Raw genomic sequence first — 15,751 nt, forward strand, 5'->3', positions numbered from 1 at the left:
CTCAACAAATGTAGAATGATGCCGATAAACAATAATGGACACCATGAAAAGAAGGGGACGAACAAATGAAACAACAAAGACGTATATGGCATCTTGTTATTGCGTTATTGGTTATTTTGATGATGACTGGTTGTTCGACGAAAGAGACGGTAACGAAAAAAGACAGAATCAAAGTTGGGATTATGTTGTCGGACGTCGGACTTGGAGATCAATCGTTTAGCGACTCGGCATTTCGCGGATTAATGAAAGCGCGTGATGAACTAGGCATCATTTTTGATTATCGTGAATTGAAAGATACGAAAACGTATGAACAAGGATTGAAGGAGCTTATTAAAGATGGCAATGATGTCGTCATTGGCCTTGGCTTTATGGTGCAAGAGGATTTGGAGAAAGTGGCAAAACAATATCCAAAGCAGCGTTTTATTTTAGTTGACTCTGTTTCTGATTTGCCAAACGTGACATCGATTACGTTTAAAGAAGATGAAGGAAGCTTTCTTGCCGGAGTGGTGGCGGCGCTTGTGACAAAAACAAACCGCCTCGGGTTTATCGGTGGGGCGGATGTGCCATTGATTCGTAAATTTGCGGCGGGGTTTGAAAAAGGGGTTCACGCCGTGAAGCCGTCCGCCTCCGTTCACATCGTGTATGCAGGTGATTTCGGAAATGACAGGCTCGGCGCCCAAATTGCTAGAGAAATGTTCGACCAAAAGAGTGATGTCGTGTATACGGCGGCAGGATTTACGGGAGTTGGCGCGCTTCGGGAAGCGGAAGCACGAGGTGTGTATGCGATTGGCGTTGACAGCGACCAATATTTTTACGCGGAAAAAGCGGTTGTGACATCAATGGTCAAAAATGTCGATGTCGCCTTGTTTCGCGTGTTAAAACAATACGTGGAAAAAGGGGAATTGCCAACCGGCACTGTTCAGCTTGGATTAGCGGAAAATGGAGTTGGGCTCGCGCCGATTCGCGTTATCCCATGGGATGACCAAAAACAACAGCTGCTCGAACAGTGGAAACAAAACATTGTGGACGGCAAAGTGGCGACAAAGTAATACAGAAAAGGGGATTAGAATGACAATTCGCAGAAAATTGTGGCTTCATTCGTTTCTTTCACTTATCGCATCGATCATATTGATGGGGTTCATCATCGTCAATATGTTGTCGATTCAGGCAACGAATAAAGATATCGTTCCGGTTTTGTTGACGATAGAAAAGCTCGAGGCAAGCATGAAATCGGCAAAGCAGAGCTTAAACAACGCCGCCTACAATATGACGGAAGGAAATAAGCAAGAAGTGCTGGCGCAAATCGAAACGACAGAAAAGCTGATTGGCGAATTAGAAAAATCATTGAAACAAAAGGAATTTCGCGCGCTATTAGAAAAAGCAAAACAAAAATTTGCCGAAGTGCATAATGCGTCGCTTGCCGCTCTTGAACATCGCGATGTATCGGAAGCAAGACGGCAAGCGATGCGAATCGAAGGGGCGGTCAATGATATTTACATGCTGCAATTGTATACGAATGATTACTACAAGGAGCTCCAGCGTGATTTACAGGCACAAATCCGTTTTGTCATTTGGACGGCGGTCATCGGCAGCATCGCGCTCATCGTTGTGTCAGGTGCTATGAGTCTACGGCTGACGCGCTCGATTACGAATCCGCTCAAGCAGCTTGCCCACAATGCGGTCGAAATCGCGGGGGGCAATTTGCTTGTTGAGCGCATTGACTATAAACAAAACGATGAGTTAGGTGCATTAAATGTGGCATTTCATACAATGGTCGAGGAGTTGAAGCGTCTGCTTCGTTCGGTAGAAGTGGTTAGTCAACAAGTCGAAACATTTGCAAAAGAAATCGAAACAGAAAATAAAATGCTTACGGAGATCAACCGGCAAGTTGCGTTATCCACCAATGAGTTGTCCGCTGGAGCGCAAAGCATCTCTGAAGAATTGCAGCAAGCAGTACAGCAGATTGAAAAAATGGATGATACGTTTGCCAAAACAGCGGAGCGAACCGAACAGACAGCACATTACAGCGAGACGGCTGTCGAAGCGATTCAACATGGCCAAAAAGCGATGGAACAACAAATGCACTTCATTCGCGAAAGCAATGAAGCGACATTGTCGATTGAACAGGCGACGAATGAATTTACGAGCTACGCCGCCAACATTGAACAAATGGCAAAGGTGGTATCCGATATTGCGGAACAAACGAATTTGTTGGCGTTAAACGCGGCCATTGAAGCCGCAAGAGCGGGAGAAGCGGGGAAAGGATTTGCTGTTGTCGCGGAAGAAGTGCGCAAGCTTGCCGAGCAATCCGCACAGGCGACAAAACAAATTTTTGAAACAGTTTCGCTGATTAAGCATGGCATTTCCACGGTTTCCGAAACCGTTGCCCGAGCGGTAAAAATCGCCGAGCAGCAATCGCAATCGATTGAAACGACAACGAAGGCGTTTGCCGAAATCGAGGACAAAGTCGCCGGCATTTCCGCCGATATTCAAGCACTTGTCGATGATGTTATCACGTCGAAACAATTAGAGGAGAAAGTATTGCAAAATGTGGAAAGCATCAGCGCCGTCGTCGAACAGTCGGCGGCCGGCAGTGAAGAAATTGCCGCTTCGATGGCTGAACAGCTGACAGCGTTTGAAAAAATGGTGGAGAAAGTAACGAAACTAAGACAATTGACGGATGAACTGCATGAGGTGATGGCAAAATTTCGGATGGAATGAAATTGAACTATCCCCACTTACCGGCTAAGGCCGGTGGAAGTGGGGGATTTTTGTTTCCTTTGTCTGTTGTTGCTCAAAGGCCCCAAGCCCCTCCGTTCATTTATGACAGAAGAAGAACGCTTTTCAACTATTAAAATTACTAAAAAAAAACAAAAAATGCCGATTCATCCTCCACCTACGCTTCGCTTAGAGGTGGGGTCTTCTCGGCAAAGAAAAGAGGCTGTCCAGTATAAAAGGACAGCCGAATTTTATAAATGATCCGTCTTCTTCGAGTACGCAAATTTCCCAGCCTGGCGGTTTTTTTCGCGCAACATGTTTTTTTCATGGCGTTTCGCGTTGTTGTCTCGTGCTTTTTTATCGTTATCGCTTGTATGTGACATAATTGGCGTGCACTCCTTTATCCACGGTGTACACCATTAGTATGCGTGGAAAAGAAGGACTTATACCTCAATATATTTGTTCAAGAAAAAGAGCGCCAATGTGCCCGGACCGGCGTGCGCGCCGATCGCACCGCCGATTTCGGTGATGAAAAAGCGCGTGCAGCCATATGTTTTTTCAATAAGCTGCTTTAATTCCAATGCGGCTTCTTCGTCGTCGCCGTGGCTGATGCCGATCACTTGTTTTTGCAAATCGTCGCCGCGTTCGCCCATGATTTCGACCATGCGCTTTAACACTTTTTTGCGGCCGCGTAATTTCTCCAGCGGAATAAGTTTGCCGTCTTCGACATGGAGAAGCGGCTTAATGTTTAAAAGGCCGCCGACCATTGCCGCGGTTTTGCTAATTCGCCCGCCGCGCGCCAAAAATTCTAAATTGTCAACCGTAAAAATATGTTCCATATGGCGGCAGTAAGAAGCAATCGTTTCGCATAATAGGTTGTACGGCATTCCTTTTTCTGCGAGTTCCGCCGCTTTCATCACTACAAGTCCTTGTCCGAGCGACGCGCACTTCGAATCGATAATCGTTAGCTGAAACTCAGGATATTCTTCAATCACTTCGCTGCGAATCGCCATCGCGGTTTGATATGTACCAGATAATTGCGAGGAAAACGCGATATATAGACAAGGGCGGTTTTCTTTTGCGTACTTGGTAAATAGTTCTTTCATTTTTAGCGGATTCGATTGCGCCGTTTTCACGATTTGTCCGTTGCGCATCGCGTCATATACTTGTTTTGGTTCAATGGTAATAAAGTCTTCATATTCTTCGCCATTGAAATGGACAAGAAGCGGCAGAAACGCGATGTTATGCTTCTGCAAATAAGAATATGGGAGATCGCTACCACTGTCCGTAATAATTTGAATCGACACTGCATCCACCTCTTATAAAGTTAAGATAAGATATATTTTAGTGTAGCGATTATGATGAAAAAAGACAATTTTTCTTTCCTATAAAAAGGTTGCGGACGAGCGCCGCAACCTTTACTGAGTGAGTTGATCAAGTTCTTCCTGGAATTGACGCAACTGCGCTTTTTCTGCCAAGCTGGAATGAGCATAGGCAGAAGATAAGGCGTTTTTTGCTATGGCGATCGCGCGATCCAAGTCGATATCCGCTTGGCCGTTTGCTGCTTGTTTTGCCTGCATGACCGCTTTGCGCGCTTCTTGAAACAATCGATTGCCCATCGTTATTCGCCTCCAAGCGACGTTTCAAACGCTTTTTGCATTTTGCGCTCTTCCGCTTCAGCGTATGTCATGTGGTAAGGGATTCGTTCGTCATGTTTTTCTACCGCATCGACGCTTTGTTGAATGAAGCGTTTCGATTTATTTCGTTTACCCAAGACGTATTCCCCCCTTGAAAAAATAAAGACGCAATATTGCGTCATTGATAGTGTAACCGTATAAGGAGGATTGTAATAAGGCAATTCGTTACAGCTTTAACATTGATTTTAAATAAATACCGATGCCATCTTCTTCATTCGTTGCAGTCACATCGTTGGCGATTTGTTTGAGGGGCTCAATCGCGTTGCCCATCGCGATGCCATGACCTGCCCATTCGATCATTTCTAAATCGTTATCTTCGTCTCCAAAAGCGATGACCCGTTCTCTAGGGATATGGAAATAATCAGCGATTTGCTTGAGTCCAAACGCTTTATGAACGCCGGCGCGAACGATTTCAATGATATGCCATGGCTCGGTCCAGCGCCGATGATGCAATACGTTCGCATGAACGTCGGATAAGTACGACTGTATTTGGTCGACATGTTGTTTGTCTGTATGAATAAGGATGCTCGTTGGATCATCTTTTAATGCATAGCGCAAGTCGCCGATTTCGATGGCCGGGTTGCCAAGCCGGACAATATCTAGCAGTATTTCATCATGTTCATGAAAGTATACATCGTCCATCACTTCGGCTAAAATATTTTTAATCGAGTACGTTTCACTTACTTCAATAATGTCTTTTACAGTTTGGAGCGGAAGCGGAAAATGACGGATCCCCCATGAATGGTCGGCAGGGTGATGGACGAACGCTCCGTTAAAGTTGACAATTGGCGTCGTGAGTCCAAGCTCTTCATAGTACATTTTGCTGGCGCGATAAGGTCTTCCAGTTGCAATCACGACAAGATGCCCTTCTTCTTTTGCGCGTAAAATCATTTCTTTAGTAAATGGGGAAATCGTTTTGTCATCTTTTAATAACGTACCATCTAAATCCAACGCAATTAAATATTGTTTCATAATAACTCCCTTTACTTGTTTTTTTAAAGTATATACGGTCATGATTTTAAGGTCACTACTATATTTACCATCATTTTGTTTTTTGGCTCTTTTCTAATATAGTGTAACTCTTTTCCAAAATTCTTGTCTACATGTTACACTATAGAAAAAAGAATGAAGGAGTTTTGGGGTCATGGTCATCATTGAAAAAGAAACCGTTGCCCAAGTGCCTGTGCTTCATGTCGTAAAAAAAGAAAAGCGGGAAGAACGATTGCCGTTTATTTTGTTTATTCATGGATTTACAAGTGCAAAAGAACATAATTTGCACTTTGGGTACTTGCTTGCCGAGGCGGGATACCGCGTGATTTTGCCGGATGCGCTGCATCACGGTGAACGAGATTCGTCTTTATCTGATCGTGAGCTGCAATTGGCGTTCTGGAATATTGTGACGCGTACGATTACGGAAATTAAAAAAATCAAAGAGGAATTAGAACTTCGCAATCTCATTCAGCCGGATCGGATAGGACTTGCCGGTACATCGATGGGGGGGATTGTCACATTTGGCGCACTTGCCGTGTATCCATGGATTAAAGCGGCCGTTTCGCTGATGGGAAATCCAATGTATGAAGCATTTTTTGACGCCTTAATTGAAACAGGCAAAAAAATGGGAGTGGCGATTCCGCTTTCCGATGAACAACTAAAGCGGGAAAAGGCGCGATTAATGAAATATGACCTTTCTAGACAGCCGGAGAAATTAGCGGGCCGTCCGCTTCTTATTTGGCATGGAAAGTGCGACCAAGTTGTCCCTTATTCTTATACATATGAGTTTTATGAACAAATAAAACCGCTTTATCAAGGAAAAGAAGAAAATTTGAAGTTTATTTCCGATGATACGGCAGGGCATAAAGTGACAAGGGAAGCGTTTTTAGAAACGGTGAAATGGTTTACGAAACATGTGTAAGAAAAAAACGGCTATGCTTATGGCATAGCCGTTACAACATTATCGGAGGGGTAAAAGCGGACGGGACATTTTCCCAAAAAAGTTATGAAAAATGCCCTAATTGCCGCAGCGCTTCTTCACTCATTCGTTCCGGAGTCCAAGGCGGATTCCATGTAATTTGTACTTGTACATCGCGGATTCCATCGATATGTTCGAGCGCACGTTTCACACCGCCGACGATGGAGTCGTGAAGCGGGCAGCCCGGTGTCGTAAGCGTCATTAAAATATATATGTTTCCATCATTAATTTGCAAATCATAAATTAACCCTAAATCCACGACATTGATCCCCAGTTCTGGGTCAATAACCGTTCGAAGCTGCTGAAGTACCAATTCGCGAATATCCATGATTATAGCCTCCTTTTTATTTCCACAAAACCGAAAGAATCGTCCCGGCAAAGAGAAGAGAAAACAATGTCAATGCACCTTGGGCAGCATAAAATATCGTCGGACTGGAAACAGTCAATGCAGCTACGGCACCGATAACGCTAATGATAAACAATACACATTGAACAACAGTCCATTTCTCATTCATCATTTGTTTTAACGTTGGCACATTTTCTTGGCCGATCTTTTTGCTGTAGCGGTGCGTCCACCATAAAAACGGAACAATTTTATATAAATAGCCGATGATGCTTAACATAATCCAGCCAAGTATATAGCCGTAAATCACAATCGCAATTCCGTGAAGATTGCCGAAAAACGATAAAATAAATGCTGTCCCGTGCAGGATAAAGGCAATCGCAATGGCAAGCAAAGCAAACTGAAATGGGCGGTCCAGTTTTTTCTTCATCCGTTTTTGCAAAATCGACCATATATGATAAGCGAATAGTGCGAATGCAATAAATAAAAGCCCAGCACCGGAGATGAAAACCGATCGTCCATTTATGAAAAAGCTGATAAATGTAACGGCAAGCCCCGTCATATAAACGATGTATACATATCGCGCCAACGTCATCGAAAACCCATGCGCGAGAGAAAACATCGGCACCATTTTATAGGAAAAACCGATAATAAGCAGAGTAAACCAGCCGAACACGCCAAATAAGATATGTGTTTTTAAAGCAAAAAGATGATCCATCGTTTGTCTGCCGCTCCAAAAATGAAAGGCAAGCGTCAGTCCCAAGACAATCGTAAATAATAAGCAAGCAAGTGCCGAGCTGACAAACAATGTCATAATATTTTTTTTCGCCTGTTTCCGCAATGTCATTGCCATTTGAAAAAGAAAGATTATGATGCCAAGCACAAGCAACAACCCTGGGAAAAAGGCGAAGTGCGCATTAAACGCTAAGTTGGCAGAAAATAATACGATTCCGGCTGCTGTAATAAAAAATTGTACAAATCCTAACCGCTCGCTCCAAATTGGTGTCAAAAACGCAACTGGAACGAGCTGGTACATCGCTCCCATCGCAACCATCAGCGCAAAACCGAGCACGGCGAAATGCGCCGCCGCCCAGACGATCGGCAGGCGGAACGCTCCGTTTACCATGGCTGGTCCGGCAATGAGTGCGACTGTTTGTGATGCAACAAAAGCAATGACACCAAACAAGATAAATAAAAAAGGAAGACGAATATTCGTTTCATATGCAGTATTTGTTGGAATCATGATGGTCATCCTTTTGTAATCGTAATTTGGAAGCTGCCATCCTCGCGTTCTGTCGTTTCGTATTTATAGCCAAGCTCATCAAGTTGTTCGTATAAAAACATCGGGCGGCGGTCGTTAATGATGGTTAACGTTTCTCCAGGCTGCAGTTTCCCTAACGCCGCCAATGTTCTCATCATTGGCTGCGGCGGCTCTAACCCGCGATTGTCAAGAATCATCGTTCTCACCCCTGTTTTACGAACGTGACTTTCCAATGTTTTTTCCCAATCTGTTCCGCTTCATACGTAAATCCTTTTGCTTTCATAATCGGAAAAAGCGGAATCGGTTTAAACGGCGCATGCAGAATAAACGTATCCCCCGCTTGAAGCGGTTTAATTGTGTTCATAATTTTTTCAAACGGTTCGATTTTCTTTTGTAAATCTTCGCGGACATCCAACTCTACAATCTTTCCCAACGAAATCCCTCCTTTGTTTTTTATGATAGTAATTTTCATTTTCAAGCGTTGTGATTTTTATCACATCCATTAGAAAAAGATTTCTTTTTCCAATCCTTCTTTATCAATAAGGTAAAATCCATCTTCATTAATATCAATCAATCCTTTTCGCTTTAATTGGCTAAGCGTTCGGCTTACCGTTTCCCGTGAGGTGCCGATCATGTTGGCAAGCTCTCGATTCGTCACATGAGCAGTCAAACGGTAAAATTTCCCTTGCGGTACCGCATTTGTTTTTGTTAAGCGCAACAGAAGCATAATAATTTGTTCATATGTGTTATGAAGAATTTGTTCTTCTAAACGTTTTTGCAAGTCAACGATTTTTTCGCCCATGACGCGAAATAATTTAATGCATACCTCTGGATAGCAAATTAACGTTTGTTCGAAGTCAGCGATTGGGATCGCAATTAACGTCGCTTCGTCGATGACTTCCGCGTGCGCAGGGTACGTACCTTTTAAGAAAAAACCAGTATGCGGAAACATTTCGCCTGTCTGCAAAATCGAGATGATTTGTTCTTTCCCGCTCATATCGGTTTTATAAATTTTTACCGTCCCGGAATGAATGAAATAGACACGCTCGAGCGGGTCTCCTTGCATAAATACAAACGTCCGCGGTTTATAGACGCGCACATGAGAAATAGCCACAAGCGATTCAAGCTCATGATCGGATAATTCACGGAAAAGCGGAACGCTTTTTAATCTCTCTTTCATCCAATTATTTGTCATAGATAATCTCTCCTTAAATTTATATATAAAAAAATAGTCGTATTGTTTTAAGCAATAAGAAGGAACAATGCTTCCTCCAACTTAATTTTATAACATTTTCCATAAAAGAGTTGTGACGTAAATCATAGTGATGAAAATCATAGCGAACGTTTGCCGTACCTCACATTCTAATCCCATTTGCAGCGTTACAATGAAGGCGAATTTAATGATAGGAAGGTGGTTATTTATGGAAATTAATCGGTCGGTTCGTACGTCTCCACGTCCTGAACGTCGAACACAAAATAGTTTTCTTAAATCTATATTAATTTTTACCATTTTGATCAGTTTTACCGTCTTGCTAGTTGGCGGATACTGGATTTTTAAAGAAATGGCGCCAAGACCGAAAGAGGTCCGAAGCGAAAGCGGCGACGTATTAATGACGAAAGAAACAATTATCGGTGGGCAGTCCGTGTTCCAGAAATACGGATTAATGGATTACGGTACAGTGCTTGGACATGGTTCTTACATGGGGCCGGATTATACAGCAGAAGCATTGAAGATTTATACGGAAGGAATGCAAGAGTATAAAGCAAAAGAACTGTATGATAAGCCATTCTCTGAGCTATCCAAAGATGAAAAAACAATCGTTCGGGATAAAGTTATTAAAGAAATGCGGAAAAACCGCTACAATCCGGTTACCGATGTGCTTGTGTTAACAGATGCACAAGTATATGGGCTTCAAAAAGTTCGTGACTATTACCGCGATGTATTTACAAACGGTGATGGTTGGGGCTTGCAAAAAGGGTTGATTAAAGAATCGGATATGCCAAAAACAAATCGCGCTTGGGTTGCGGACAGCGATCAAATTCAGCAAATTGCCGATTTCTTCTTCTGGACAGCTTGGTTATCAAGCACTCCGCGTATCGGTGACAATATTACGTACACCAACAACTGGCCTTATTACGAAGATGCAGGAAATACAATGACGTTTTCCGCCATGTGGTGGAGCGGTGCAAGTGTGACCATCTTAATTTTATTTGTTGCGATTATTTTGTACTTCTTCTATCGTTATCAATTGAGCATGCAAGAAGCATATAAAGAAGGACAGTTTCCAGTTATCGATTTGCGCAAGCAGCCATTAACCCCTTCGCAAGCGAAATCAGCAAAATACTTTACAATCGTAGCCGTGCTGTTTTTCGTTCAATCGATGTTTGGCGCGTTGCTTGCCCATTATTATGTAGAACCAGACAGCTTTTTCGGCATTAAATGGATTCACGATTTACTGCCGTTTAACATTGCAAAAGGTTACCATTTACAACTAGCAATTTTTTGGATTGCAACATCATGGTTAGGTATGGGGATTTTTATCGCACCGCTTGTCGGCGGACATGAACCGAAAAAACAAGGGCTTCTCGTTGACATTTTGTTCTGGGCGCTTGTCGTTCTTGTCGGCGGCAGCATGATCGGCCAATGGCTTGGAGTAAACGGATATTTAGGAAACAACTGGTTCTTGCTCGGCCATCAAGGTTGGGAATATCTTGAGCTTGGACGCATTTGGCAAATTATCTTAGTAGTAGGTATGCTTATTTGGCTGTTTATCGTCTTCCGCGGCATTAAGAGCGGATTAAAGCGGGAAAGTGATAAAGGCGGACTAATTCACTTATTGTTCTATTCTGCAATTGCGGTGCCGTTCTTTTACATCTTTGCGTTCTTTATTAAGCCAGACACGAACTTTACAATGGCAGATTTCTGGCGCTGGTGGATTATCCATTTGTGGGTAGAAGGAATTTTCGAAGTGTTTGCGGTTGTTGTTATCGGCTTTTTGTTAGTGCAATTGAGACTTGTTACAAAAAAATCTACAGTAAGAGCATTATATTTCCAATTTACGATTTTGCTTGGCAGCGGGGTCATCGGTATCGGCCACCACTATTATTACAACGGTTCGGCGGAAATATGGATTGCGCTTGGCGCCGTCTTCTCAGCACTCGAAGTCATTCCGCTTACATTGCTGATTTTAGAAGCATATGAACAGTATAAAATGATGCGCGACGGCGGGGTTAACTTCCCTTATAAATCGACATTCTGGTTCTTAATTGCTACGGCAATTTGGAACTTAGTCGGCGCGGGTGTGCTTGGATTCCTTATCAACTTGCCGGCAGTCAGCTACTTTGAACACGGGCAATTTTTAACACCAGCCCACGGCCATGGATCGATGATGGGTGTTTACGGAATGTTCGGTATTGCCGTGCTGCTTTACTCATTGCGCAATATCGTGAAACCGGAAGCATGGAACGATAAATTATTAAAATTTGCATGCTGGATGCTCAATATCGGGCTTGCAGGGATGATTGCAGTGACGTTGTTGCCAGTCGGCATTCTGCAAATTAAAGAAGCTTTTGAAAAAGGCTATTGGGCATCTCGCTCTCCAGAGTTTTTACAACAAGATATTGTGCAAAACTTGAATCTGATCCGTGCTGTTCCAGATACGATTTTCTTAATTGGTGTCATCGTGATTATGGGGTTCAGCGTAAAAGCGCTATTCCATTTGCGTAAACCGACACACGGCGAGGGAGAAGCGCTTCCGGTCGCCGATCTGACAAAAGAAGAATAAACAAAAAAGAATCACAGCACAAATAGCTGTGATTCTTTTTATCTTTCTATGATAGCGCTTTCTATCTTGTTTATTGTTAGGTTTTCTGCATTTTTTCTTTTTTCTCGTGACATTGAAAACAGTATAATGTTTCTTTTTCGTCGCAAATGACGCCGTTTAAGAAACCATGAAAACAATGTATCGGTTTGCCGCACTGCGAACAAAAGCCAACAAGCTCTTCCAATCATCATTTCTCCTTTCACAGGCATTGAGAATTTTCATCCATCAATTGTGATATTCGTCACTACGACAAACGACAGAAATGATTATGATGTATACATAATTAATTATACTATAAAGGAGGCAATAAGTATGAATCAATTTGCCGCAAAAATTCATGCACCTGACTATGAGCCGAGAGAAAGACACCCTGCGATCTTTCGCTTATTCGATAGCTTAAAACCAGGTGAAGTGATGGAATTAACAAATGACCATGATCCGCGTCCGTTGCATTATCAGTTTATGATGGAACGTCCAGACCAATTTACTTGGGAGTACTTGGAAGAGGGACCAGAAATTTGGCGAGTCGCAATCGGCAAAAAATAAACATGAATGCTAAAAAAGATTCCCGAAAGAATGACGGGAATCTTTTTTTTTTGTTGCTTCCATGGTACAGTAAAACAAAGATTTTGGTGAAAGGGGAAAAATGAATGAACAAAATGGCAGGAGTGGTTCTTGCCGGCGGGCAGTCGCGGCGTTTTGGCAGCCCGAAAGCGTTTGCCAAATTTAACGGAAAATATTTTTTTGAAATTGCTGTGGAAACGTTACGCGCAGTAGTAGAGGATATTTATATTGTTAGCCATCCTTCGCTAATAGACTGTTTTCGACAAAAGACGGCGGAAAAAGTGATTATGGACGATGAACGGTATCGTGGCCAAGGACCGCTTGCTGGAATTTATACGGTCATGAAAGAATGCGAAGCGGAATGGATATTTGTGCTTCCGTGCGATATGCCGTATATGCGTCCAGAAGCAGCGGCAAAACTTGCTAAATATGCGAACGAGAAGTTTGATGCGATTATCTGTGCGCATTTCGGCCGAATTCAGCCATTAGTTGGCATATATCATCGGCGAACATGCAAGCAGATCGAAAAACTTCTACAGGCACAAGATAATAGGATGAAATCGCTTTTTCGCCATTGCCATGTCCACTATGTGAACGAGCAAGATTTTTGGGAAGATGAGATCGTCTTTCGCAATGTAAACACGCCGAATGAGTTTGACGATATTGTGACATAAGTCACTTTGTGATATTTATCACATTAGTGTCCTCTCCAATGCAGTACAATGAGAACAAGGAGGGGGATAGTAGTGAGGGACTTTAACGAAAATCCGTTTATTGTGATTTGGGAACTAACAAGGGCATGTCAGTTAAAATGTGTTCATTGCCGAGCGGAAGCGCAATATCACCGCGATCCGCGCGAATTGACATTCGAAGAAGGGAAAAAGTTAATTGATGATATATATGAGATGGATCAGCCGCTTCTCGTGTTTACTGGCGGGGACCCGCTCATGCGCCCAGATGTATATGATCTTGCCAAATATGCGATTGACAAAGGACTTCATGTTTCAATGACGCCAAGTGCGACGCCGAACGTGACAAAGGAAGCGATTCGGAAAGCGAAGGAAGTTGGCCTTTCTCGTTGGGCGTTTAGTTTAGATGGGCCAAACGCGGAAATTCATGATCGTTTTCGTGGGACATCCGGTTCGTTTGATTTGACCATAAAAGCGATTGAATATTTACATGAACTTGATATTCCAGTGCAAATTAATACCGTCATCTCCCGATATAACGTCCATGTGCTTGATGAAATGGCAGAGTTGGTTGAAAAACTAAAATGTGTACTTTGGAGCGTCTTTTTCCTTGTGCCGACAGGACGCGGAAAAGAGTCAGATATGATTTCGCCGGTGGAACATGAAAAAGTGTTTCGTTGGCTTTATGAAACGAGCAAGCGCGTCCCGTTTGACATAAAAACGACAGCAGGGCAGCATTACCGCCGTGTCGTGTTGCAGGCGAAAATGCGAGAAAAACAAATCTCGGGCGATGAAATTAACTATGAAGACGTGTTGATGAAGGGATTAACTGGACAAGTCGATGGTCTTGGCCGTGCGCCAAAAGGGGTCAATGATGGCAATGGATTTGTTTTTATTTCTCATATCGGTGACGTATATCCGAGCGGGTTGCTCCCGGTGAAAGCAGGAAATGTCCGGGAAACGCCGCTCGCGGAAATTTATCGAAATTCTCCGATTTTCCGAGATTTGCGCAATCCTGATAAATATAAAGGAAAATGTGGCGTATGCGAATTCCGCTACGTTTGCGGCGGATCGCGCTCGCGGGCGTATGCAGTTACGGGTGATTACTTAGAAAGCGAACCATATTGCATATACATTCCAAAAGCGTTACGGAAAAAAGAAAAACATTTATCTTAATCACAGTGGTAACTGGCTCTCTTTTATTAGGGAGCCAGTTTTTTATTTACGAGTTCACTGAAATAATTTTCTAGACATTAAAATAAACAGGACACGATAAAGATGGAAATCAACTTTTTACAATTATGTGACACTATAAAAAATTGTGATAAACTTCACAAATATTTTTTTTTCATTTGCGTATGATGTACTCAAAAGCAGGTGAATTTAGTTATATGGCTGTGAACAAAAAGGAGGATTTTCGTGATGAATAAGCAAAAAGCCCTTTTGCCGATTACAACGTTGGCGATGACGTTTGCGTTTGCTGTATGGGCTGTATTTTCTCCGTTGGCGAATACATTCCAAGAAATGTACGGACTAACATCGACACAAAAAAGCATTTTAGTTGCGATTCCAGTTTTGCTTGGTTCCATTATGCGCATTCCGCTCGGGATTTGGACGGATCGATTTGGCGGCAGGCGATTATTTTCGTTGTTGCTATTGTTCATAATTATTCCATTAATAGGAGCGGGTTTTGCTGATTCATATGCAATGTTAATGTTTTGGGCGTTCTTTATCGGAATGGCAGGGACGTCGTTTGCCATTTCTGTTACGTTCGTATCGCGCTTAACACCGCCAGAAAAACAAGGAACAGCACTCGGCATTAACGCGATGGGCAATATTGGAACAGCGGTGGCAAGCTTTTTGGTTCCTTCGATCGCGGCAGCGTTTGGAGTGAAATGGGCGTTTTGGGGAATGATTATCCCAGTTGTCATCATGCTCCTTCTTGTTTGGTTCTTTACTCCGGATATGCCAAAGCCTAAGCAGCAAAAAACGATGCTTGATTCGTTATCGGTGTTGAAGTATAAACATACGTGGACGTTATCTCTCTTTTATTTCGTTACATTTGGTGCATTCGTTGCATTCGGCATTTATTTGCCATCGCTGCTCATTGATTTATATGGTTTAACTCCGGTGGATGCCGGGCTTCGCGCTGCTGGATTTACTATTATTGCGACACTTGCGAGACCGATTGGCGGAAACCTCGGCGATAAAATCGGTGCCGAACGGGTATTGAATTTCGTTTATGCTGGAATTACGATTGGAGCGCTTGCCATTGTATTTGGAATGGAAAATATTGTTGTGATGACAGTCGCATGCTTGTTTATTGCCATTATGTCCGGATTAGGAAACGGTGCGGTCTTTAAGCTTGTTCCGCAGTTGTTCCCTGCAGAAACAGGCGCTGTCACCGGCATCGTCGGCGCATGGGGCGGACTTGGCGGCTTTTTCCCACCGATTTTGCTGGGAATAGTGAAAGATGCTACTGGTTCTTACGTGCTCGGCTTTCTTCTTCTCAGCTTGTTTGCCCTCGTTTGCTTCCTGCTTAACCGCGTCGTCTTCGGAAAAAAAGTGGGCAAAGTGACAAAACCATATGCACCGTAACAAAAAGCAGGTCGTTTCAAGCGATCTGCTTTTTTTAATATGGAGCTTTGATTTCTGATTATTTGCATGTTTTTAAGTAAAACGTATA

Annotated in this window: 18 protein-coding genes; 8 read left to right on the forward strand and 10 right to left on the reverse strand. The window is 43.0% G+C overall.

Annotated elements, in window-relative coordinates; genetic code table 11:
* Nucleotides 1-65 precede the first annotated feature (65 nt).
* Both DER53_RS08175 and DER53_RS08180 read left to right on the forward strand, forming a co-directional pair.
* Entirely contained in the window at nt 66-1,049 is a 984-nt protein-coding gene (locus tag DER53_RS08175; RefSeq protein WP_062753817.1) for a BMP family lipoprotein, read from the forward strand.
* 19 nt (nt 1,050-1,068) lie between these two features.
* Nucleotides 1,069-2,721, forward strand: a complete 1,653-nt coding sequence (locus DER53_RS08180) for a methyl-accepting chemotaxis protein (protein ID WP_062753815.1) — start codon at nt 1,069-1,071, stop codon at nt 2,719-2,721.
* A gap of 248 nt (nt 2,722-2,969) precedes the next feature.
* Here DER53_RS08180 and DER53_RS08185 read toward each other — a convergent pair whose 3' ends face one another.
* The 5 genes from DER53_RS08185 to DER53_RS08205 form a co-directional block, all read right to left on the reverse strand.
* Nucleotides 2,970-3,101, reverse strand: a complete 132-nt coding sequence (locus tag DER53_RS08185) for a DUF3941 domain-containing protein (RefSeq protein WP_012749405.1) — start codon at nt 3,099-3,101, stop codon at nt 2,970-2,972.
* A 60-nt stretch (nt 3,102-3,161) separates the two neighbouring features.
* Complete coding sequence (locus DER53_RS08190; RefSeq protein WP_062753811.1) at nt 3,162-4,025, reverse strand: DegV family protein; 864 nt, start codon at nt 4,023-4,025, stop codon at nt 3,162-3,164.
* A 111-nt stretch (nt 4,026-4,136) separates the two neighbouring features.
* On the reverse strand, nt 4,137-4,337 hold the full coding sequence (locus tag DER53_RS08195; protein WP_012749407.1) for a DUF3813 domain-containing protein: 201 nt from the start codon (nt 4,335-4,337) through the stop codon (nt 4,137-4,139).
* 2 nt (nt 4,338-4,339) lie between these two features.
* On the reverse strand, nt 4,340-4,492 hold the full coding sequence (locus tag DER53_RS08200) for a hypothetical protein (protein ID WP_012749408.1): 153 nt from the start codon (nt 4,490-4,492) through the stop codon (nt 4,340-4,342).
* Between the two features lie 88 nt (nt 4,493-4,580).
* The gene (locus DER53_RS08205; protein WP_062753809.1) at nt 4,581-5,387 is read right to left on the reverse strand and encodes a Cof-type HAD-IIB family hydrolase; all 807 of its coding nucleotides are present in this window, start codon (nt 5,385-5,387) and stop codon (nt 4,581-4,583) included.
* A 172-nt stretch (nt 5,388-5,559) separates the two neighbouring features.
* Here DER53_RS08205 and yjfP point away from each other — a divergent pair, with 172 nt between their 5' ends.
* Nucleotides 5,560-6,327 carry an esterase gene (gene yjfP / locus DER53_RS08210; RefSeq protein ID WP_062753807.1) on the forward strand — a complete coding sequence of 256 codons (768 nt, stop codon included), beginning with the start codon at nt 5,560-5,562 and terminating at the stop codon, nt 6,325-6,327.
* Nucleotides 6,328-6,409: 82 nt separating this feature from the next.
* On the opposite strand, the gene DER53_RS08215 is transcribed toward yjfP, so the two are convergent.
* From DER53_RS08215 to DER53_RS08235, 5 genes are all read right to left on the reverse strand, one after another.
* Nucleotides 6,410-6,712, reverse strand: coding sequence for a metal-sulfur cluster assembly factor (locus DER53_RS08215; protein WP_012749411.1), 303 nt, complete (start codon nt 6,710-6,712; stop codon nt 6,410-6,412).
* 16 nt (nt 6,713-6,728) lie between these two features.
* Complete coding sequence (locus DER53_RS08220; RefSeq protein ID WP_062753805.1) at nt 6,729-7,970, reverse strand: hypothetical protein; 1,242 nt, start codon at nt 7,968-7,970, stop codon at nt 6,729-6,731.
* 5 nt (nt 7,971-7,975) lie between these two features.
* The gene (locus tag DER53_RS08225; RefSeq protein ID WP_062677780.1) at nt 7,976-8,185 is read right to left on the reverse strand and encodes a DUF2249 domain-containing protein; all 210 of its coding nucleotides are present in this window, start codon (nt 8,183-8,185) and stop codon (nt 7,976-7,978) included.
* 5 nt (nt 8,186-8,190) lie between these two features.
* Nucleotides 8,191-8,421: a DUF2249 domain-containing protein gene (locus DER53_RS08230; RefSeq protein WP_171699043.1), complete on the reverse strand. Its 231-nt coding sequence runs from the start codon at nt 8,419-8,421 to the stop codon at nt 8,191-8,193.
* Nucleotides 8,422-8,490: 69 nt separating this feature from the next.
* Complete coding sequence (locus tag DER53_RS08235) at nt 8,491-9,183, reverse strand: Crp/Fnr family transcriptional regulator (protein ID WP_062753801.1); 693 nt, start codon at nt 9,181-9,183, stop codon at nt 8,491-8,493.
* A gap of 226 nt (nt 9,184-9,409) precedes the next feature.
* On the opposite strand from DER53_RS08235, the gene DER53_RS08240 reads away from it, so the two are divergent.
* The 5 genes from DER53_RS08240 (at nt 9,410) to DER53_RS08260 (ending at nt 15,663) form a co-directional block, all read left to right on the forward strand.
* The gene (locus DER53_RS08240; RefSeq protein WP_062753799.1) at nt 9,410-11,773 is read left to right on the forward strand and encodes a nitric-oxide reductase large subunit; all 2,364 of its coding nucleotides are present in this window, start codon (nt 9,410-9,412) and stop codon (nt 11,771-11,773) included.
* A gap of 351 nt (nt 11,774-12,124) precedes the next feature.
* Nucleotides 12,125-12,358: a DUF2249 domain-containing protein gene (locus tag DER53_RS08245; protein WP_012749412.1), complete on the forward strand. Its 234-nt coding sequence runs from the start codon at nt 12,125-12,127 to the stop codon at nt 12,356-12,358.
* 104 nt (nt 12,359-12,462) lie between these two features.
* Nucleotides 12,463-13,050 carry a molybdenum cofactor guanylyltransferase gene (locus tag DER53_RS08250; protein WP_062753797.1) on the forward strand — a complete coding sequence of 196 codons (588 nt, stop codon included), beginning with the start codon at nt 12,463-12,465 and terminating at the stop codon, nt 13,048-13,050.
* A gap of 72 nt (nt 13,051-13,122) precedes the next feature.
* Nucleotides 13,123-14,241 carry a TIGR04053 family radical SAM/SPASM domain-containing protein gene (locus DER53_RS08255; RefSeq protein WP_062753795.1) on the forward strand — a complete coding sequence of 373 codons (1,119 nt, stop codon included), beginning with the start codon at nt 13,123-13,125 and terminating at the stop codon, nt 14,239-14,241.
* Between the two features lie 246 nt (nt 14,242-14,487).
* Nucleotides 14,488-15,663, forward strand: a complete 1,176-nt coding sequence (locus DER53_RS08260; protein WP_062753793.1) for an MFS transporter — start codon at nt 14,488-14,490, stop codon at nt 15,661-15,663.
* Nucleotides 15,664-15,751 lie beyond the last annotated feature (88 nt).

Source organism: Parageobacillus toebii NBRC 107807, from assembly GCF_003688615.2.
Lineage (GTDB): Bacteria > Bacillota > Bacilli > Bacillales > Anoxybacillaceae > Parageobacillus_B > Parageobacillus_B toebii.